This is a genomic window from Arthrobacter sp. P1_A5 (genome assembly GCF_056406825.1).
In genome coordinates this window covers 1-20280 of sequence record NZ_JBFTZL010000055.1, presented here as the reverse complement: position 1 = coordinate 20280, position 20280 = coordinate 1, and the positions used below count along the sequence as shown (strand labels likewise).

The window sequence follows — 20280 nt, the reverse complement described above, 5'->3', positions numbered from 1 at the left end:
GGTCCGGCTTGCCGGCCTCTGCTTCGCCCAGGTTTGCGAAAGCCTCGGTCAGCAGGTCCAGGGTCAGGGCCGGTGACGGCGCGTCCTCCGCGTGCTCGACGAAGGGCAGGGCCACCTGCTCGCCGCCAAACGTCAGCACCGTTGCGGGGCGGCCGGCTGCCTCGTCGGCGGCTGCGAGCTGCGTGACGGCGTCGACGGCGGCCTGGCGGGCCCCGGCGTCGCTGGCTGCGGCTGCCTCCCCGTCGTGCAGGTGCGCGGCATGCGCTGCGGCAGCGATGTTGGCCAGCGCTGCCCGGGTGGCCTCGGCCTTGGCGTGGCGTTCGGCCTCGGTGGGTTCGGCGTGGACGGGCGCGGGTGCGGCCGGCGCGGTCTCTCCGCCCTGGCCTCCCCTGCCGCGGCGACGGCTCTTGCGTTCCGGTCGGGCAGCAGGCTGCGCCTCGGTGCGCGGCACATAGTGCTCCGCGGCGACCGTGTTGGCGCGGCGGTGCTCCACCGGCTCGTCGTGGGTGACGATGCCGCGGCCCGCACATGTTTCGCACTGTTCGCCGAAGACTTCCAGCAGCCCGGTGCCCATCCGCTTGCGGGTCATCTGCACGAGGCCCAGCGAGGTCACCTCGGCCACCTGGTGCTTGGTCCGGTCCCGGCCCAGGCACTCCACCATGCGGCGCAGCACGAGGTCGCGGTTGGATTCGAGCACCATGTCGATGAAGTCGATCACGATGATGCCGCCAATGTCGCGCAGGCGCAGCTGCCGGACGACTTCCTCAGCCGCTTCCAGGTTATTCTTGGTGACGGTTTCCTCAAGGTTGCCGCCGGAGCCGGTGAATTTGCCGGTGTTGACGTCGACCACGGTCATGGCTTCGGTGCGGTCGATCACGAGCGAACCGCCCGAAGGCAGGAAGACCTTCCGGTCCAAGGCCTTGTGGATCTGCTCGTCGATGCGCCAGGCCGCGAAGATGTCCGTGTCCTTGGTCCACTTCTCGAGCCGGCCCACGAGGTCCGGTGCGACGTAGGTGACGTAGGCCTCGATGGTGTCCCAGGCTTCCTCGCCGGAGACGATCAGCTTGGAGAAGTCCTCGTTGAAGACGTCCCGGACCACCTTAATGGTCAGGTCAGGTTCGCCGTAGAGCAGCTCGGGGGCGAGGATCTTGGTGGACGTCGACTGGCTCTCGATGCCTTCCCACTGCGCGCGGAGGCGGTTGATGTCGTGCGTCAGCTCTTCCTCGGAAGCTCCCTCGGCCGCGGTGCGGACAATGACGCCCGCGTCCTCGGGCAGGCGGTCCTTGAGGATCCGCTTGAGGCGGTTGCGTTCGACGTCGGGCAGCTTGCGGGAGATGCCGGTCATGGAACCGCCGGGCACGTACACGAGGTACCGGCCGGGCAGTGATATCTGGCTGGTGAGACGGGCGCCCTTGTGGCCGACCGGGTCCTTGGTGACCTGGACCAGCACGGAGTCGCCGGACTTCAGCGCGTTCTCGATGCGGCGCTGCTTGCCCTCGAGGTTGACGGACTCCCAGTTCACTTCACCGGCGTAGAGCACGGCGTTGCGGCCGCGGCCGATGTCCACGAAAGCGGCTTCCATGGAGGGCAGCACGTTCTGGACCTTGCCCAGGTAGACGTTGCCGATCAGGGAGTCCTGCTGGGTCTTGGACACGAAGTGCTCGGCCAGGACGCCGTCCTCAAGGACACCGATCTGGATTCTGTCGTCGCGCTGGCGGACGATCATCTGGCGGTCCACGGACTCGCGGCGGGCCAGGAACTCGGCCTCGGTGATGACGGTACGGCGGCGRCCGGTGTCGCGGGATTCGCGGCGGCGCTGCTTCTTGGCTTCCAGGCGGGTGGAGCCCTTGACGGATGTGACGCGGTTGTTCACCGGCGCCTCGGCCATGGCCCGCGGCGCACGGACGCGGGTCACCGTGTTGGGCGGATCGTCGCCTTCCCCGCCGGTCAGCTCCAGGTCCTGGTCTCCACGGCGACGGCGGCGGCGGCGGCGGGAGGTCACACCGTCTTCGAGGATTACCTCGGAGCCTTCGTCGCCCTCTTCTTCGGTGCCTTCCGACTCGGTGTCGGACTCGGCAGAGGTGCGGGTGCGGCCGCGCCGGCCGCGGCTGCGGCGCCGACGGCGATTGCCGGCGTCCTCGTCCTCGTCGCCTTCCTCGTCCTCGGGCTCAGCTGCTGCGGCGGCAACGGGGGCCGGACGCACCACAGTGCTCAGGTCCGGGGCCTGGAAGATGACGGAAGTGAGGGCACCCGGTTCCATGAACAGCGACGCGGCCGGGCTTTCCTCGGGGCGGGCTTCCGGCTCTTCAGGCTGGGCTGCGGCGGCTTCCGCGGTGGGTGCTTCCGCCGCGGCGGCTTCTTCGGCCGGGAATACTGCCGCGGGTGCTTCTTCGGCCTTCGGGGCGGCCTTGGCACGGCTGGCACGGCGGCGGACCGGCTTCTCTGCAACCGTCTCTGCGGCCGTTTCTGCGGCGGCAGCTGCGTCAGTGCCAGCTGCTGCCGGGGCCTCAGCCGCGGCAGGTGCGCCGGCTTCGGCGTCGCCGGCGAAGGCAGGCAACGGTTCCGGGGCTGCTACAGCTTTCCGGGTCCGGGTGCGCCGCGCGGGCGCCTTGGCCGCAGTCTGGGCTGCAGCAGTTTCAGATACAGCAGCTTCGGGTTCAACAGTGTCAGATCCGGCTGCTTCGACGTTGGCCGGCTTACGGCGGCCCCGGACGGGCTCATCTGAACCGGCCGCGTCGGCCAGGGCCGCGGCTTCGGCAACAGCCTCGGCCGCCTCCGCGGCGTTGACCTTGGCGACGGGCGCCTTCCGGCGGGTCCGTACGGCCCTCTTCGGCGCTACCGGAGCCTCTGCTTCCGCAGTTCCCTGCGCTTCCMCGGTGACTACTAGTTCTTCGTTTCCGGCTACTACCTGGTCATTATCCATATGTGGCGACACTCCTGCCCCTGATGCGCCGCCACATTCGGCGCCCCTTGGGGGCAAATATGCGTCAACACCCGCAGGCATTGACAGAAGTCAATTGGATACCCTCAGGTTCGCACCGGCAGTGGGGTGCGGCAGCCCTGGAGGGCCGGCGAGATTGTTTTGGAACCCGTTGACCTACACGCCACAACCAGGTGCCGTCCAATGGCATTGCGGGACAGCTGGAATCAGAGGATCCGCAGCTCCCTGCTCATCATTGGCGGTCTTGAAACAAAATCGCCGGACCGGAATCCGGATGTGGATCGGGTTCCAGCCACGATCATTGTCTCACAGGAGCCGTGAAAGCAGGGGCAGGCGGGGCCGGAAGTGCAGCAGGTGCGGCCGGGCGCGGCGGGCGGGGCCGTTCTCCGGCGCTGTTCAGCCTCCGGCGTTACAATCGGGGCAAGAAGTACCCGGTCAAGACGACTAAAAAAGGACTCAATTTCCATGCCCAGCATCTCCAGCACTGCCGGCGACGCGACCGTGCACCAACCGGGTTCCGGCCCGGCCCCTGCGGCGCGGCCCCTTCCCACGATGACCCGCGACCGCCCGTTCGCCTGGCTCCTGCTGATCACCGGCGTCATCGGCTGGCTCGCGTCCGGGGCCCTGGTGCTGGAGAAGCTGGAGGTCCTGAAGGACCCGAACCACGTCACGGTCTGCGACGTGAACCCGTGGATCTCCTGCGGCCAGGTCATGCAGACACCGCAGAGTTCCGTGTTCGGCTTCCCTAATATGTTYATCGGAATCGTCGCCTTCGCCGTGATCATCACCACGGCCATGGGTATCCTGGCCGGCGCCCGGTTTTCCCGGTGGTATTGGCTGGGGCTCCAGGCGGGCGTGACGCTGGGCTTCGCCTTCGTGGTCTGGCTCTGGTCCCAGGCCCTGTACGCCATCCACATCCTCTGCCCGTTCTGCATGATCGTCTGGGCCGTGATGATCCCGCTGTTCGTCTGGGTGAGCGTCCGGAACATCTCCCACGGCGTGATTGCCCTGCCCGCCGGTCCCACCAAGGTGATCGGCGACTCCGGCTGGATCATTACGGCGCTGCTGTACGTCGCCGTCGTCGCGACGATCTTCTTCGCCTTCATCCAGGTTTTCATCGGTACCTCCGGCTACTAAACGCCCCAACCGCGTCGAAGAGACTGTTAAGGCCAATGCTCGCGCCGGGCATTGGCCTTAGCCGTCTCTTCGATGAGAGGCTCCGGGCCCATCTCGGGACTTATGGCACGACCCCGCGCGCGCAGGTTACATAAGGCTGGAGGAAGGAAGACCGGAGGCCTCTTGATGACTGTTCTTATTGCGTATGCAAGCGCTTTGGGGTCCACCCGGGAGATGGCACAACATATGGCATCCCGCATGGCTGGTGCACTGGGCGAGGTGGAGTGCCGGTCCGTGGAGGACGTCGGGGCCCTCTCCCGCTATGAGGCTGTCGTCGTCGGCAGCGCCGTCCACAACCAGGCCTGGCTGCCCCCGGCTTTGCTGTTCTTCAAACACCATGCCCGCGAGCTGGCCAATCGGCCCGTGTGGGCCTTCAGTGTAGGGATGGCGGATGCGCTGCCTAAGCCCATTCGCCGGCGCGGCGCGGCACTGCAACAGGAACGTCTGGCAGAAGTCCTGATCAAAGAAGTTCCGCTTCGAGGCCACAAACTCTTCTCCGGCGTCTACCAGGCCGGCCAGATGCCGGCACCGCTCCGGGTGTTGTTCAGGCTCACCGGCGGCCGATTTGGGGATTTGCGGGACTGGGCGGCAGTCGACGAATGGACGGATCAGATTACGGCCCAACTTGCTAAACCTGCTTCGTCCACGTCTTCAGGCAGCATCACAGGCTAATGCCATCGAGACTGCGCATCCCGGCCGCGGCGCCCGGCGCGGTGGTGCGTGCACGGGAGGACCCATGACCGTTGTGAGCATTCACGCCGAACGAGGGGACATGCCTGCCTACGCGGCGACGCCGGCCGGTGCCGGTCCGTGGCCCGGCGTCGTCGTCATCCATGACGCACTCGGCCTGAGCCGTGACACCAGAGACCAGGCCGACTGGCTGGCCGGGGAGGGGTTCCTCGCCGTGGCACCCGACCTGTTTTACTGGGGCAGCAGGGCGGCCTGCTTGTGGTCCCTCATCCGCGGCTGGCGGCCCCTCGGCGACCTGGACCTCACCCGCGCGTGGCTGGCCGGACGGGACGGCTGCACCGGCCGGATCGGCGTGATCGGCTTCTGTATGGGCGGCGGGTTCGCCCTCATGCTGGCCCCGGACCATGACTTCGCCGCGGCAAGCGTCAACTACGGCGGACTCGATGACGGGACTGCCCGCGCAATGCCCCGGGCCTGCCCCATCGTTGGCAGCTACGGCGCCAGGGACCGCTGGCCCGGAGTGCGCAAGGTCCCGGCGCGTCTGGAGCCGCTGCTCGCCGACGCCGGGATAGACCATGACATCAAGGTCTATCCCGACGCCGGTCACGGCTTCCTCAACAGGCATGGCCCGTCGGAGCTCACATTCGGGGACAAGGTGCTCGCGAAGCTGGTTGGGGCCGGTTACCACGAGCCCTCCGCCGAGGACGCGCGTCTGCGCATCCTCGGCTTCTTCCGGGAACACCTGACCAATGAAGGGGAAGCGCGATGATGCACCCTGCACCGAGGGGAGCCTTGCTGGCAGCGGGCGCTGTGGCCGGTTTCGCTGCCGGCTACCTGACACTCGTGCGGCCACGCCTGCTTCGCTGGGGCGCGACCGTTGACGAAGTGCGGGGACCTTACCCGGGGGCGGGGTTGATTCCGGGCAGCACGCGAGGGGCGACCATGGCGGTGACCATCGATGCGCCCCCTTCGCACGTGTGGCCCTGGCTGGTGCAGATGGGAACGGATCGCGCCGGCTGGTACAGCTGGGACCGTCTCGACAACTTCGGGCGCCGCAGCACAGAGAGCATCCATCCCGAGTGGCAGGAGATCGCCGCTGGTGACCGACTGGCGGCGACGCCCGACGGCAGCGAGTGGTGGGCGGTCGCGGCGCTTGAACCCGAGCGGTTTCTGGGCCTGCGTATGTCGATCGATCTCCGGGGGCGTCCCTTCGACCCGGCACGAACCCGGCCACGCTATTACACCGACTCGCTCTGGGGATTCGAGCTGCGGGAGTCCGCGGGTGAGCGCACCCGGCTGGTAGTCAGCGGGTACTGGTCGCTACAGCCACAATGGCTGCATCCCATCCTGAGCATCACCATGCTGGAGCCCGCGCATTGGGTCATGCAGACCCGTCAGTTCTCGAATCTAGTGCGCCTCGCCAGCCGCTGAGAGCAACCGCCGCGAGGGGACAGTTAAGGCCAATGTCCGGTACGAACATTGGCCTTAACTTTCCCCTCGGTGGGGGTGTCCCGAAATTCGGGCTAGAACCAGATCTTGATCTCGCGCTCGGCGGATTCCGCCGAATCCGAGCCGTGTACCAGGTTCTGCTGGACCTTCAGGCCCCAGTCGCGGCCGAAGTCGCCGCGGATGGTGCCGGGCGCTGCCGTCGTCGGGTCCGTGGTACCGGCCAGGGTGCGGAAGCCCTCGATGACGCGGTGGCCCTCGAAGATCGCGGCGACCACGGGGCCGCTGAGCATGAACTCAACCAGCGGCTCGTAGAACGGCTTGCCGACGTGCTCCTCGTAGTGCTGCTCCAGCAGTTCGCGGCTCGCGTCGACTTTCTTGAGCTCGGCCAGGGTGTAGCCCTTGGCTTCGATCCGGCTCAGGATGGCGCCGGACAGGTTGCGGGCGACTCCGTCGGGCTTGATCAGGACGAGGGTGCGCTCAATGCTCACAGCTGCTCCAATGTGTTGGGGTGGGATTTGGGTCAAGTCTACGGGGTTCGGGCCAGGTGCCCGGGCACTGGTTCAGGCGCTGTTTCCCGGCGCGGGGCCCTGGGGGTGGGCGGCATCCCAGTCGGCCTGCTCGCGCTCCCGCTGGGCAGCTTCCCGGTCAATCCGGATGCCGGTCCGGATCCCGTACCACCACGCCACGGCGAAGAGCGCGCCGACGAGGTACATGGCCGGTTCCACGATGCCGCCCAGGATCAGCACGAGCTGCAGGACCCAGCCCAGGGCCACTCCCCACGGCTTCGAGAGGACAGCGCAGGTGAAGACGAAGACCAGGCACAGGCCGATCCCGACCGAGAAGACCAGGGCCGCAGGGTATTYGTTCCGGTGCAGTCCAAAAACGGCCAGTGTCCCGAAGAGCACCACGAACGCTTCCAGCAGCAGGACCGTGGAGGCAAACATGACCTTCGTGGAACGTCGTTTCTTGGGCATGCCCGGGCGCCATTCGCGTTGGGCTTTGGTGAGTTTCGCCATCGCTTACGCGTCCGCCTTTCCGAGCAGGATCCGGGCGTCCGCGACGAGCGTGATGGAACCGGTCACGAGGACCCCGCCGGCGGGCTCGTCGTCGGCTTCGGCCCGTTCCACGGCCCATTCGAGGGCGTCATCGAGCTTCCCGGCGACGTGGATGTTCTCCTCGCCGAAGCCCAGGTCAACCGCGATTTCGGCCAGGTCCTCGGCCGGGACGGCCCGGGGCGAGTTGGACTGGGTGAAGCAGTATTCGGTGGCGAGGCCGCCCAGGGATTCCTTGAGCTGGCGCAGGATCTCCTCGGCGTCCTTTTCCCGCAGCACGCCGACCACCACCACGAGCTTGGTGAAGTTGAAAGCCTCGTGGATGGCCTCGGCGGAGACCCGGATGCCCTCCGGGTTATGGGCGGCGTCCACGATGATGGTCGGCGCGGTGCGGACCACCTCAAGCCGACCCGGGGAGGTGACRGAGGCGAAGGCCTCCTGCAGGATCTCGGCGTCGATCGCCTTTTCCCCGCCAAAGAACGCTTCCAGCGCGGCAATGGCGACGGCGGCGTTCTCGGCCTGGTGCGCGCCGTGCAGCGGCACCAGCAGGTCCTCGTAGCGTCCGGCGATGCCCTGGATGGTGACCATCTGGCCGCCGACCGCGACGGTGCGGGATTCGACGCCGAACTCCACGCCCTCGAAGCGGAACGGCACGTTGACTTCCTTGGCCTTCTCCAGCAGGACCTGGGCCGCGTCGACCGGCTGCGCCGCGCTGATGAGGAAGCTGCCGGGCTTGATGATGCCGGCCTTCTCGTAGGCGATGTCCCCGGTGGTGTCGCCCAGCAGATCGGTGTGGTCCAGGGAGATCGGGGTGACGACGGCCACCTGGCCGTCGCCGACGTTCGTGGCGTCGGTGATGCCGCCCAGGCCCACTTCGATCACGGCGACGTTGACCGGCTGATCGGCGAAGACCGCGAAGCCCAGGATCGTCAGGCACTCGAAGTAGGTCAGCCGGGGCTCGCCCGCCGCCTCGAGTTCGCCGTCCACGATCTGCAGGTAGGGACGGATCTCGTCCCAGATCCGGACGAACGTCTCATCCGGCACCGGGGCGCCGTCGATGCTGATCCGCTCGGTGACCTTGGACAGGTGCGGGCTCGTGTAGCGGCCGGTGCTCAGGCCGTGGGCGCGCAGCCCGGCCTCGATCATCCGGGCCGTGGAGGTCTTGCCGTTGGTGCCGGTGACGTGGATGATCGGGAACGCCTTGTTCGGCTCCCCCAGGATTTCCATGGCCCGGTGCAGCGGGGCGAGCCGCGGCTCCATTTTGTTTTCCGGCGCCCGGCCCAGCAGCTCGGCGTAGACGCTTTCAACGGAGAATTCGTCGGTCATGGTTTAGGCTCCAACTTTCTTGGCAACGCTGACCTGTGGGTCCTTGATGTCGGCCGCCAGGGTTTCCAGCTCGACGGTCAGGGTTTCAGTCTTGACCAGCTCCGCGTTGGCCAGCAGCGCCTCGACGACGTCCTGCTTCGCCGTGACGGACGTGCTGATCCGGTCGCTGACATTGAGTCCGGCGTCCTTGCGGGCCTGCTGGATGGCGCGGACCATGTCACGGGCCATGCCCTCGGCTTCCAGCTCCGGGGTGACCTCGGTGTTGAGCACCACGAACCCGCCGCCGGGCAGGACCGCCGCTGCGCGGGATCCTTCGCCTTCCGCGGCCTCGGCCACGACGGTTTCCAGGGTGTACTCCTGCGGTTCGAGGTCGAGGCCGCCGGCGGTGACCACCCCGGCGTCGCTGACCGACCAGTCGCCGGACTTGGAGCCCTTGATGGCCTGCTGGACGTTCTTGCCCAGGCGCGGGCCGGCGGCCCGGGCATTGACCACGAGCTTCTGCTCGATGCCGAACTCCTCCGGGGAGGCGTTCTCGGCGTCCAGCAGGCGGACCGAGCGCAGGTTCAGTTCATCGGCGACGACGGCGGCGAAGCCGCCCAGCGCGTCCGCGCCCGGTGCCACGACCGTGAGTTCCTGCAGCGGCAGGCGCACGCGCAGGTTCGCGGCCTTGCGCAGCGAGGAGCCGGTGGAGCAGATCTGCTGCACCCGGTCCATCGCCTCGACCAGGCCCGGGTTGGCAGGGAACAGTCCGGCATCCGGCCAGTCGGCCAGGTGCACGGAACGCCCGCCGGTGAGGCCACGCCATATCTCCTCGGAGATCAGCGGCAGCAGGGAGGCGGCCACGCGGGTGACCGTCTCCAGCGCGGTGTAGAGCGCGTCGAAGGCGTCCACACTCTCGTCGAAGAAGCGCTGGCGGCTGCGGCGGACGTACCAGTTCGTGAGCATGTCCAGGTAGCTGCGCAGCTCGTCGCAGGCGCCGGAGATGTCGTAGCTGTCCAGCTGGGCGGTCATGTTCCGGACCAGGTCCCCGGTGTTGGCCATGAGGTACTGGTCCAGGGTGTCGGCGTAGCCGTCGTAGCGGAGCTTCGCGTCGTAGCCCGACGCTTGTCCTGCTGCAGCGTTAGCGGCGTTCGTGTACAGCGTGAAGAAGCTGTACACGTTCCACAGCGGCAGGATGACCTGGCGGACGCCGTCGCGGATCCCCTGCTCGGTGACCACGAGGTTGCCGCCGCGCAGGATCGGGCTGGACATCAGGAACCAGCGCATGGCGTCGGAGCCGTCGCGGTCCAGGACCTCGGAGACGTCCGGGTAGTTGCGCAGGCTCTTGGACATCTTCTGCCCGTCCGAACCCAACACGATGCCGTGGCTGATGACGTTCCGGAAGGCCGGACGGTCGAACAGCGCGGTGGAAAGGATGTGCAGCATGTAGAACCAGCCGCGGGTCTGGCCGATGTACTCGACGATGAAGTCCGCCGGGTTGTGCGTGTCGAACCATTCCTCATTCTGGAACGGGTAGTGGACCTGGCCGTAGGGCATGGAACCGGAATCGAACCAGACGTCCAGGACGTCCTCGACGCGGCGCATGACGGACTGGCCCTCTTCCGGGGTGCGCGGGTCATCCGGATTCGGGCGGGTGAGCTCGTCGATGAACGGCCGGTGCAGGTCCACCTGGCCGGCCTTGTTCAACGGCAGGCGGCCGAAGTCGGCCTCGATCTCGGCGAGGGAGCCGTAGACGTCGGTGCGCGGGTAGTCCGGGTCGGTGGACTGCCAGACGGGGATGGGGCTGCCCCAGTAGCGGTTGCGGCTGATGGACCAGTCGCGGGCGTTGGCGAGCCATTTACCGAACTGGCCGTCCTTGACGTTGCCGGGGATCCAGTTGATGTCCTGGTTGAGCTCGGACATGCGGTCCTTGAACTTGGTGACCTCGACGTACCAGGAGGACACGGCGCGGTAGATCAACGGGTTGCGGCAGCGCCAGCAGTGCGGGTAGCTGTGCTCGTAGCTGGCCTGGCGGACCAGGCGGCCCTGGGCGCGGAGCACCTGGGTGATGGGCTTGTTGGCCTCGAACACCTGCAGCCCGGCGATTTCGGCGAGGTCGCCGTGGCCGAAGAGCGGCAGGAACTTTGCGCCTTCGTCGACCGAGAGGACCACGGGGATGCCGGCCTCTTCACAGATCTTCTGGTCGTCTTCGCCGTAGGCGGGGGCCTGGTGGACGATGCCGGTGCCGTCGGTGGTGGTGACGTAGTCGGCCACGAGGAAGCGCCAGGCGTTCTCGGTGCCGTACTTTTCGGCGTCGTGGAAATAGTCCCAAAGCGGCTCATAGCTCAAGCCGTTGAGCTCGGCGCCGGTGTGGCGGGAGGTGATGGCGGCCTCCGCGGCGGCGGCGCCCTCGGCCCCGTCGCCGTAGCCGAGGTCCTTGGCGTAGGCGGCCAGGAGGTCCGCGGCGAGCAGGAAGCTGCCGGTGACTGGCGCGTCGGCCGCGGCGGCCTTGATCCCGTGCGGGCCGGCCGGCAGGACCACATAGCTGATGTCGGGCCCGACGGCGAGCGCCAGGTTGGTGGGCAGCGTCCAGGGCGTGGTGGTCCAGGCAAGTGCCTTTACCCCGGCGAGCTGCCTGGACAGCTCCGAGTCCCCTGCCGTGATGGGGAACGTGACCGTGACGGTCTGGTCCTGGCGGTTCTTGTAGACGTCGTCGTCCATGCGCAGCTCATGGTTGGACAGCGGCGTCTCGTCCTTCCAGCAGTACGGCAGGACGCGGTAGCCGTTATAGGTCAGGCCCTTTTCGTGCAGCTGCTTGAAGGCCCAGAGCACGGACTCCATGTACTCGACGTTGAGCGTCTTGTAGTCGTTTTCGAAGTCCACCCAGCGCGCCTGGCGGGTGACGTAGCTCTTCCATTCGTCGGCGTACTTCATGACGGAGGCGCGGCAGGCGTCGTTGAACTTGTCGATGCCCATGGCCTCGATCTGGGTCTTGTCCGTCATGCCCAGCTGCTTCATGGCTTCCAGCTCGGCGGGCAGGCCGTGGGTGTCCCAGCCGAAGCGGCGCTCCACGCGGCGGCCGCGCTGGGTCTGGTAGCGGCCCACGAGGTCTTTGGCGTAGCCGGTCAGGAGGTGGCCGTAGTGCGGCAGGCCGTTGGCGAAGGGCGGGCCGTCGTAGAAAACGAACTCGTTGGACCCGTCCTGTCCAGCATCCCGCTGGTCGATGCTCGCCTGGAAGGTGCCGTCCTGGTCCCAGTACTTGAGGATGCGCTCTTCGATCTCCGGGAACTTCACGGAGGCGGATACACCGGAGGTGTTGGACGCAGAAGTGTTGGAAGTTGCGTTTGACGCAGAGGTGGTGGAGCCGGCGCCTGAGGCGGAGGCCTTGGGGTAATAAGTCATCTCGACATCCTGGTTTGAGCTGGTGAACACATGCATTCAGGATGCGAGGACGGCCCTGTTGTCTTCCGACACCACGGACCGCGGTACCACCTCACTTACCGCCGCCGGTCCGCTCCCCTTCGCGAAGGGTGCTGCACCGGCGTCGGCCGCTCATTACTGCTGTGACGGGCTTACCCGTCCGGTTCTACTGGCCCGCGCACGCACCGTGGCGACTAAGTCTCCACCTCACACGAGGGTGTTCTTCCGGAAGCTCACCGGTGATGGCCGGGTCAAAGCTGCTACGTCGATGGTACCGGAGAAAATAGTGCGTTTCACTGCCCCGCTGCAGCGACGGGCAGTGCCACTGCGTTTCCCGGTGGCAAACTCCGCTGTCAGGGGGCGACGCCGGCGGTCCGACTGCATAGACTCATGCCATGACCGTCCACCGGCCGCCCCGGGCCTACCCGTGAAGCGCCGCAGCGCCAGCCGCCGGTGGCACGTGTCCTCTGCCCTTTGCGCCGCGCCCGTTGCCGTGGTGTCCGTGTTCCGGGCGGTCCCGGCGCCGTGGCCTGCCCCGGTGGTCCAACTCGTGGCCTTCACACCCTGGTTCGTGCTTCCCGCCGGCGCGGCCTTCCTGCTGGGGCTGCGGGCGCACCGTCCCTGGCTTGCACTCCCGGCCGGCGCCCTCCTGGCCTTGCAGTTGCTCTGGCTGTTCCCGCCGGACCAGGTGGCGGACCGGCTTCTGGCCCGGCAGACGGATCCCTTGCAGGGACAAGAAGAGTCCATCGGACAGGGCACGGGACAGCGGCCGTCGGCCGAACTGAAGGTCATGACCCTCAACGCCTGGAAGGGCCAGGCGGATGCCGCGGAGGTGGTTCGGCTGGTACGCGAAAACGGCGTCGCGCTTCTTGCCGTCCAGGAGCTCTCCCCGGCCCTGGAGAGACGGCTGGATGCGGAAGGGCTGGGCGCGCTGCTTCCGCACCGGATCAGCCGCTCGAGGGACGGCGCGGGCGGCGGCGCCGTGTACTCCTCACGCCCGATCATTCCGGTGGACTCCGTGGACGGTTCCGCCTTCCACATGCCCACGGTGCAAATGGAGCTCGACGCCGGCGGCCGACAGGCCCCCCTCACCGTGACCAACGTGCACACCAAGGCTCCGGTGTGGGGCCGGGCAAGCCAGTGGCGGAGTGAATTGGCTGCACTGGGCCGCCTTGCCGCCCGCCCCGGCAACATGCTGCTGCTGGGCGACTTCAACGCCACCCTCGACCACGCCGAGTTCCGGCAGATGCTTCAGGGCCAGGACAGGAACAGGCCGGGCGGCCCTCTCGTCGACGCCGGCGCCGCGGCCCTGGCCCGCCTGGTTCCGACCTGGCCCATGGCCGGTCCCCCGTTGCCGGGCGTGGTCATCGACCACATCGTGACCGGCCCGCAGGTGCACAGCAGCGGCTATGCCGTGCTGCCGGTGGCCGGGTCGGACCACGCGGCGCTCCTGGCCACGCTGTCCGTCCCCGCGGCGGACTAGCTGCGCGGCAGTTTCATGCCGGACTCGGCCATCACGTCCCGGAGCCGGTCCGGGTAATCCGTGATCAGCCCGTCCACTCCGGCACCGATGAGCGCCCGCATGGTGGGCTTGTCATCAACGGTCCACGGGATGACCTGCATGCCTGCCGCGTGGGCACGGCGGACCATGTCGGCGGTGACGTAGGGAACATAGCCCGGATCCGTCACGGCGCCGTCCTGCGGAGTGCCGTGCACGGGAGAGATGGCGTCGAAGCCCAGGGAGGAGGCTGCGGCGACGAGGTCACCGCCGAAGTCATCGGCGTCGATGCCGCCCAGCCACGGCGACTTGCCGGGCTGGCCTGCCTGGAGGAAGTCCTTGTTGGTCAGGGCCACGGTGCGGATCTGGGGATCGCGCTGCTGGACCAGGCGCAACGAGCCCCAGTCGAAGCTCTCGATTGAGACGCGGCTCTGCATGTGGGCGGCCTTGATTTCGCGGAGCGCGACGTCGACGAACTGCTCGCGCGGGGCCGTTTCCTGGGGCGCGCCTGCCTCGACCTTGGTTTCGATGTTGAACTTCACCTGGCTGGCGCGGTGGGAGTCCGCCAGGGCGAAGACCTCGGCCAGCGTGGGCATCTTGGCGCCCGGCGAGGCCACCTGGCCCGGGAACTGGGGAAGCGTGAGGCTGCCGCAGTCCAGGCTGCGGACCTGCGCGAACGTCAGGTCCTTGACGTACTTGCCGACGTAGGGGAACTGGGGGTCGTTCGGCGTGACAGGAGCCGTGTCCAGGCACTTCTGGCCGCTGATCTTGCGGTCGTGGGTGATGACCTCATGGCCGTCTTTGGTGATCTGGAGGTCAAGTTCGAGGGTGGAGACGCCGGTCTCGATCCCCTTCGCGAAGGACGCCAGCGTTGACTCGACAGTCAGGCCGATGCCGCCGCGGTGGGCCTGGAGATCGAAGTGGTTGTCCTGGCCGTTGGTGTTCGTGTCGGCCGCGTGGGCCTGGGCAGCGTTTGCCTGGGCGGCGGCGGTGAGGAGCAGGGCTGCGCTGAGTACGGCAGCGCCGAGCTTCGTCGGGGTTCGCATGGGAAAGTTCTCCACTCTGGTGGTGTGCAGTTGCACGGGCCACCTTGCCCCGCCACGGCCAACTCCGGACCAGCGCAGCCTGACCACCGCACCACGCCAGGGTGAACGTCCGGTGTCGCCACCGGACGTCCCGGCCCCTCGCGCCTGGATCTGAGCCCAGACCTGAGCCCTACGGGTTCTTGCGGATCAGCTTGTAGTTGGCCGCCTGCGCCACCGGGCGGATCACGATCTGGTCCAGGTTGATGTGGTGCGGCGCGACGACGGCGTAGCGGACCACGTCGGCCACGTCCTCGGCGGTCAGTGGCTTCTCGACTCCCTGGTACACCTTGGCCGCCGCGTCCTGGTCGCCGAGGCGGTTCAGGGCGAATTCCTCGGTCTGCACCAGCCCGGGGGCCACCTCGATCACGCGGAGGTTGTGCTCGGCCTCTTCGAGCCGCAGGGCACCGGTCAGGGCGTGCTGGGCGAACTTGGCCGCGTTGTAGCCGCCGCCGCCCTCATAGGCCGAGAGCCCTGCGGTGGAGGTCAGGTTCAGCACGGTGCCCTCGCCGCAGGCACGCAGCATGGGCAGGAACGCGCGGATCAGCTTCATGCTGCCCAGCACGTTGACCTGGAACATCCATTCCCAGTCCTCGGTCTTGGCCCCGGCGACCTTGTCGGCGCCGCGGGCACCACCGGCGATGTTGATCAGCGTGTCGATGCCGCCGGCGCGGGTCACCTCATCGAGCAGCCGGGCCACATCGGCGTCGTCGGTCACATCGGCGGGAAGGGCGACGGCGCCGGTTTCGGCGGCGAGCGCTTCGAGCCGGTCGGCACGGCGGGCGACGGCGAACACGGTCCAGCCTTCCTTGCGGAGCGCACGCACGGTGGCCTCGCCGATTCCGGTGCTGGCGCCGGTGACTACTGCTGATTTGGCTCCTGCTGCAGTGAATTCTTGTGTGTTGTTGTCGATTMCCTCAGTCATGGCACCACAGTAACGGCAATGCCGGGCTCATTTCCTGCTGTTGCTGCCCCGCTCGAGGAACTCCTGCAGCACCCGGGCATGGTTGGTCTCCGGGTCCCGGGCGCCGAAGAGCAGCGTCACTTTCCCGTGCTCCGCCGCGAGGTCCCGGAGTGTCTGCACGGCCGGGTTGCCCTCGAGCTCGGCTTCGTAGGCCGCCCGGAAGTCCGCGAACCGTTCCTGCATATGGCCGAATTCCTTGCGCAACGGCGGGGAGGGCGCCACGTCCTTGAGCCAGAGCTCCAGTTGGGCCCGTTCCTTGCTGACTCCGCGCGGCCAGAGCCGGTCCACCAGGACCCGGAAGCCGTCGTCGTCGGAAGGGACCTCATAGATGCGCTTGATCGCATAAATTCCGGCAGAATTGCGCTGAGATTTGCCCATCTGCGCATGCTACTTCACGTTACTTGGGCGGCTCCCACACCCGGAGAACCCGCCGCCGGCCGCATCCCGTACATCAGGAGATGGGAGTTAGTGGAAGAATTGGCCCATGGCTGAAGACAATCAGGGTACAGACACGCCCACCACCGCCCCCATCAACGTTCCGGACAAGCCCGCCCTGGAGGGGCTGGAAGAAGCGCTCACGCGGCGCTGGCTTGACGAAGGGACCTACAAGTTCAACCCGGACACCACCCGGGAGCAGGTCTACTCGATCGACACTCCCCCGCCCACGGCGTCGGGATCCCTCCACGTCGGACACATGTTCTCCTACACGCAGACCGACGTCCTGGCGCGCTACCAGCGTATGACCGGCAAGAACGTCTTCTACCCCATGGGATGGGACGACAACGGCCTGCCCACCGAGCGCCGCGTGCAGAACTACTACGGCGTGCGCTGCGATCCCGCGATTACCTACGATGCCGGCTACCGTCCCCCGGCCGAGCCCGCCAAGAACCAGCGCGACTTTGACGTCATCTCCCGCAAGAATTTCATCGAGCTGTGCGAGGAGCTCGCGGTCGAGGACGAGAAGGTCTTCGAGCACCTCTTCCAGACCCTGGGCCTGTCCGTGGACTGGGACCTGACCTACCGGACGATCGATGACAAGTCCCGCGCCATCTCGCAGCGGGCCTTCCTGGCCAACCTGGCAGCAGGCGACGCGTACATGGCCGAGGCCCCCACCCTGTGGGATGTCACGTTCCGCACCGCCGTGGCCCAGGCCGAGCTCGAAGACCGCGAGGTCGCTGGCGCCTACTACCGCTACCCCTTCTTCACCGAAGACGGCGAAAAGATCTTCATCGAGACCACCCGCCCCGAGCTGCTGGCCGCCTGCGCCGCGCTCGTGGCGAACCCCGACGACGAGCGCTACAAGGCGCTGTTCGGCAAGAAGGTCACCTCTCCCCTGTTCGGTGTCGAGGTAGAGGTCAAGGCCCACCCGCTGGCCAAGGCGGACAAGGGCTCCGGCGTCGCCATGGTCTGCACCTTCGGCGACCTCACCGACGTCACCTGGTGGCGCGAGCTGCAGCTGCCCACCCGCGCGATCGTGGGCCGCGACGGCCGCATCATCGGCGAGACCCCGGAGTGGATCACCACCGAAGAAGGCCGCGCCAACTTCGCGGCCATCTCCGGCAAGACGGTATTCAGCGCCAAGGAGTCCGTGGTGGAGCTCCTGGCCGGCGCGGAGCTGCTCGACGGCGAGCCCAAGAAGATCATGCACCCGGTGAACTTCTTCGAAAAGGGGGACAAGCCCCTCGAGGTCGTTACCTCGCGCCAGTGGTACATCCGCAACGGCGGCCGCGACGAGGACCGGCGCGAACGGCTGATCGGCCGCGGCAACGAGATTGAGTTCCACCCGGCGTTCATGCGCTCGCGCTACGAGAACTGGATTTCGGGGCTCAACGGCGACTGGCTCGTGTCCCGCCAGCGCTTCTTCGGCGTGCCGGTACCGGTCTGGTACCCCCTGGATGCCGACGGCAACCCCGAATACGACGCGCCGATCGTCCCGTCGGACGCGCAGCTGCCCGTGGACCCAGCGGCGGATGCGGCCCCCGGCTACGAGGAAGCCCAGCGCGACGTGCCCGGCGGTTTCACCGGGGACGCGGACGTCCTCGACACCTGGGCCACGTCCTCCCTGACCCCCCAGATTGTGGGCGGCTGGAGCACCGACGAGGCGCTCTTCGCCAAGGTCTACCCCTTCGACGTGCGCCCGCAGGGCCATGACATCATCCGGACCTGGCTGTTCTCCTCCGCCGTCCGCGCCGACGCGCTGCAGAAGACCGCACCGTGGAAGCATGCAGCCATCTCCGGCTGGATCCTGGACCCGGACCGGAAGAAGATGTCCAAGTCCAAGGGCAACGTCATTGTGCCCACGGATGTGCTGGAGGAGTACGGCTCCGACGCGGTGCGCTACTGGGCTGCCTCGGCCAAGCTCGGCGCGGACACCGCCTACGAGATCGCGCAGATGAAGATCGGCCGCCGCCTGGCCATCAAGCTGCTCAACGCCTCCAAGTTCGTCCTGAACCTGGGCGCCACCGAGGACTCGGTCGTCTCCGGCGACCTGTCCGTGCTGAGCAACCCGCTGGACCGGGCCGTACTGGCCCAGCTCGCCGACGTCGTCGAGCAGGCGACCAAGGCATTCGAGGGCTACGACTACGCCCGGGCGCTGCAGATCACCGAGAGCTTCTTCTGGAACTTCACCGACGACTACGTGGAGCTCATCAAGGACCGTGCCTATGGTGCGGCCGGCGAGGAGCAGCAGGCGTCCGTGCTGGCCGCCCTCGCGACGAGCCTGGACACCCTCCTGCGGCTCTTCGCGCCGTTCCTGCCGTTCGCCACGGAGGAAGTCTGGAGCTGGTGGCGCACCGGTTCCGTGCACCGCGCCCAGTGGCCCTCCGCCATCGCCGTCGACGGCGACACGACCCTCCTGGCCACGGTGGGCACCGCGCTCAGCGGCATCCGCAAGGCCAAGTCCGAGGCCAAAGTCAAGCAGCGCACCGAGGTGCTGTCCGCGACGATCACCGCCTCGGAGTCCCTCACGACCCAGCTCAAGGCCGGCCTCGCCGACCTCAAGGCCGCGGCCAACGCCCGTGAACTGGCGCTCGTCGCCGGCGAGGGTGAACTGGCCGTCAGCGACGTCGTGCTGGCACCGGCCGAGCCGCCCGTCCAGGCGTAGTCTCCGGCGGAAACAACACGAAGGGGCCCTCGGTCCGGTTCAGAGAAGCAATTCTGATCCGGCGGGGCCCCTTCGGCGTCGCGGGAAGGCTCAGACCGCGAAGGACGTCTCGAAGTGCGTCAGCACCGGCGGGGCGGCCAGGAGTTCTGCCAGCCCGCTCGCGCCGTCGCCTGCGCGCCAGGCGCGATAGGCGGCGTCGTGTTCCATCGATACCCACTGTTCGACCACGAGAAAATGCGCCGGATCCTGGCTGTCGACCAGCACGTCGACCCCGAGGCAGCCATCAAAGGCGCGCGTATCGGAGAGAATATCGCGGAGCACCGCGGGAGCCGTGGGCAGGGCTTCGGCTTTGACGTTCAAGTCGAGATGGGCTGTAACGGGCATGGCGCTCCAATGTTCGCAGGTGGGGACAGGACAAAACCGGGTACAACCGGGCGGGTTGCCCGGAGATCACGGCACGGGGACCGCTGCCCCGTCATTGGAAGCAACAGCCGGGCCGCCGGGCTTGTTCCTTCGGCCCGGAACCCGGGGCAGCACAAAGCAAGTCCTATCGCTGAGGCGTGAGGTCACCCGGCACGGGTGAGGCGCCGCACCTCACCGGGGGCACAKAATGAAGATGCAGCGGTCCGTCGGATCGCCTCGAACCCCAAGAAGAAGCGGAGGTCATACGCATGACTGAGACACTCGATGAACTGGGGCCGGTCGACTGGATCGTCGTTGAATTCCCCGGACCCGATTTCGGCAAGGGCCAGATCGCCCCGTTCCTGGAGGACCTGGTCCAGCGTGACCTCGTCAGGGTGCTCGACATGGTGTTCCTGAGGAAGATGGAGGACGGCACACTCGAGACGGCGGAGATCTCCGACCTCGACCCGAGCGAGCTCGGCGAGGTGCGCACGGCCGAGGCCGACCTGGCCATGGTGCTCTCTGAACAGGATGTCATGGACCTGGCCGAGACGATCGCGCCCGGCCACTCCGCCGCGGTGCTCGTCTGGGAGAACCTGTGGGCTGCCCCGTTCGGCACGGCAGTCCGCAAGGCCGGCGGCCAACTCGTGGCCAGCGGCCGGATCCCGACCCAGGCCGTCATCGCCGCCTTCCAGGCGGACGCCGAAGACCAGTCCCCTGAAGAAGCGATAGAAGGAGCCTGACATGCCACTGGCAGCACGACGCAGACGCAGGACCGCAGCCGCCGTCGGCGGGGCCGTTGTCGTCGCCCACGGGATCAACCGTCGCGGCGACCGGCGGGAAGACCGCCGTGACGACCGCGGCGACCGCCGGGAGGACCGCCGCGACTGACACCACGGAGCCAGTCCCCTGGCACCCTCAGGTGCGCATGACCCGCCCCGGGTCGTGCGCACCTGCACAATGCCCACTCCCCCAACCGGGGAAACATCCCTGGACGGCGATCTGACGAATTTGGGCACACTGCTTTGGGCCCACTGTTTTTGGGCAAGGTGTTTTTGGGCAAAGGGGAAGCCCCATCAGCGTTTAGCGGTTGGTGGGGCTTCGACTTTTCGATTGTCACGTGACGTCTTAGACAATCTGGCGGGATCCTTAGACTTTCAGGTCTTCCTACCTCGTCACTGGTAGCCATCATCTGACT

The 20280-nt window shown here is 67.5% G+C and carries 17 protein-coding genes; 8 read left to right on the top strand and 9 right to left on the bottom strand.

All coding sequences use genetic code 11. The annotated features are described in order from the left end of the window. Positions 1-2923, bottom strand: a 2923-nt coding sequence (locus tag AC1D1S_RS10215; RefSeq protein ID WP_476994370.1) for an Rne/Rng family ribonuclease, incomplete at its 3' end; no start/stop codon positions are given. Positions 2924-3406: 483 nt separating this feature from the next. Here AC1D1S_RS10215 and AC1D1S_RS10210 point away from each other — a divergent pair. From AC1D1S_RS10210 to AC1D1S_RS10195, 4 genes are all read left to right on the top strand, one after another. Further along, positions 3407-4078 (top strand): vitamin K epoxide reductase family protein, encoded by a 672-nt coding sequence (locus AC1D1S_RS10210; RefSeq protein WP_028277864.1) that lies wholly within the window; start codon positions 3407-3409, stop codon positions 4076-4078. A gap of 165 nt (positions 4079-4243) precedes the next feature. Continuing rightward, positions 4244-4789, top strand: a complete 546-nt coding sequence (locus AC1D1S_RS10205) for a flavodoxin domain-containing protein (protein ID WP_243177232.1) — start codon at positions 4244-4246, stop codon at positions 4787-4789. Between the two features lie 64 nt (positions 4790-4853). Next, positions 4854-5576 (top strand): dienelactone hydrolase family protein, encoded by a 723-nt coding sequence (locus AC1D1S_RS10200; protein ID WP_476943500.1) that lies wholly within the window; start codon positions 4854-4856, stop codon positions 5574-5576. A 173-nt stretch (positions 5577-5749) separates the two neighbouring features. Next, positions 5750-6238, top strand: coding sequence for a hypothetical protein (locus AC1D1S_RS10195; RefSeq protein ID WP_476994369.1), 489 nt, complete (start codon positions 5750-5752; stop codon positions 6236-6238). 92 nt (positions 6239-6330) lie between these two features. Here AC1D1S_RS10195 and ndk read toward each other — a convergent pair whose 3' ends face one another. From ndk to ileS, 4 genes are all read right to left on the bottom strand, one after another. Next, positions 6331-6744 carry a nucleoside-diphosphate kinase gene (ndk, locus tag AC1D1S_RS10190; RefSeq protein ID WP_018773361.1) on the bottom strand — a complete coding sequence of 138 codons (414 nt, stop codon included), beginning with the start codon at positions 6742-6744 and terminating at the stop codon, positions 6331-6333. Between the two features lie 72 nt (positions 6745-6816). Further along, positions 6817-7272, bottom strand: coding sequence for a DUF4233 domain-containing protein (locus AC1D1S_RS10185; RefSeq protein WP_476994368.1), 456 nt, complete (start codon positions 7270-7272; stop codon positions 6817-6819). Positions 7273-7275: 3 nt separating this feature from the next. After that, a complete protein-coding gene (locus AC1D1S_RS10180; protein WP_028277859.1) occupies positions 7276-8634 on the bottom strand; it encodes a bifunctional folylpolyglutamate synthase/dihydrofolate synthase in 1359 nt (452 codons plus the stop codon). Between the two features lie 3 nt (positions 8635-8637). Further along, complete coding sequence (ileS, locus tag AC1D1S_RS10175; protein ID WP_243177229.1) at positions 8638-12015, bottom strand: isoleucine--tRNA ligase; 3378 nt, start codon at positions 12013-12015, stop codon at positions 8638-8640. Between the two features lie 478 nt (positions 12016-12493). Here ileS and AC1D1S_RS10170 point away from each other — a divergent pair, with 478 nt between their 5' ends. Continuing rightward, positions 12494-13516, top strand: coding sequence for an endonuclease/exonuclease/phosphatase family protein (locus tag AC1D1S_RS10170; RefSeq protein ID WP_476994367.1), 1023 nt, complete (start codon positions 12494-12496; stop codon positions 13514-13516). On the opposite strand, the gene AC1D1S_RS10165 is transcribed toward AC1D1S_RS10170, so the two are convergent. The 3 genes from AC1D1S_RS10165 to AC1D1S_RS10155 form a co-directional block, all read right to left on the bottom strand. Then, positions 13513-14577, bottom strand: a complete 1065-nt coding sequence (locus tag AC1D1S_RS10165) for a glycerophosphodiester phosphodiesterase (protein WP_243177227.1) — start codon at positions 14575-14577, stop codon at positions 13513-13515. The genes AC1D1S_RS10170 and AC1D1S_RS10165 overlap by 4 nt on opposite strands. A 169-nt stretch (positions 14578-14746) precedes the next feature. Beyond that, positions 14747-15538: an SDR family oxidoreductase gene (locus AC1D1S_RS10160; protein ID WP_476994366.1), complete on the bottom strand. Its 792-nt coding sequence runs from the start codon at positions 15536-15538 to the stop codon at positions 14747-14749. Between the two features lie 27 nt (positions 15539-15565). After that, positions 15566-15955 carry a DUF488 domain-containing protein gene (locus AC1D1S_RS10155; protein ID WP_476994365.1) on the bottom strand — a complete coding sequence of 130 codons (390 nt, stop codon included), beginning with the start codon at positions 15953-15955 and terminating at the stop codon, positions 15566-15568. Between the two features lie 106 nt (positions 15956-16061). Here AC1D1S_RS10155 and valS point away from each other — a divergent pair, with 106 nt between their 5' ends. Beyond that, positions 16062-18680 (top strand): valine--tRNA ligase, encoded by a 2619-nt coding sequence (gene valS / locus AC1D1S_RS10150; protein WP_476943493.1) that lies wholly within the window; start codon positions 16062-16064, stop codon positions 18678-18680. A 90-nt stretch (positions 18681-18770) separates the two neighbouring features. Here the strand turns inward: valS and AC1D1S_RS10145 are convergent, their stop codons facing one another. Next, positions 18771-19064 (bottom strand): putative quinol monooxygenase, encoded by a 294-nt coding sequence (locus AC1D1S_RS10145; RefSeq protein ID WP_243177223.1) that lies wholly within the window; start codon positions 19062-19064, stop codon positions 18771-18773. A 287-nt stretch (positions 19065-19351) separates the two neighbouring features. On the opposite strand from AC1D1S_RS10145, the gene AC1D1S_RS10140 reads away from it, so the two are divergent. Together AC1D1S_RS10140 and AC1D1S_RS10135 are read left to right on the top strand one after the other, a co-directional pair. Then, positions 19352-19825: a DUF6325 family protein gene (locus AC1D1S_RS10140; RefSeq protein ID WP_243177222.1), complete on the top strand. Its 474-nt coding sequence runs from the start codon at positions 19352-19354 to the stop codon at positions 19823-19825. A gap of 1 nt (position 19826) precedes the next feature. Continuing rightward, on the top strand, positions 19827-19973 hold the full coding sequence (locus AC1D1S_RS10135; protein WP_155855732.1) for a hypothetical protein: 147 nt from the start codon (positions 19827-19829) through the stop codon (positions 19971-19973). The last annotated feature ends 307 nt before the right edge of the window (positions 19974-20280 follow it).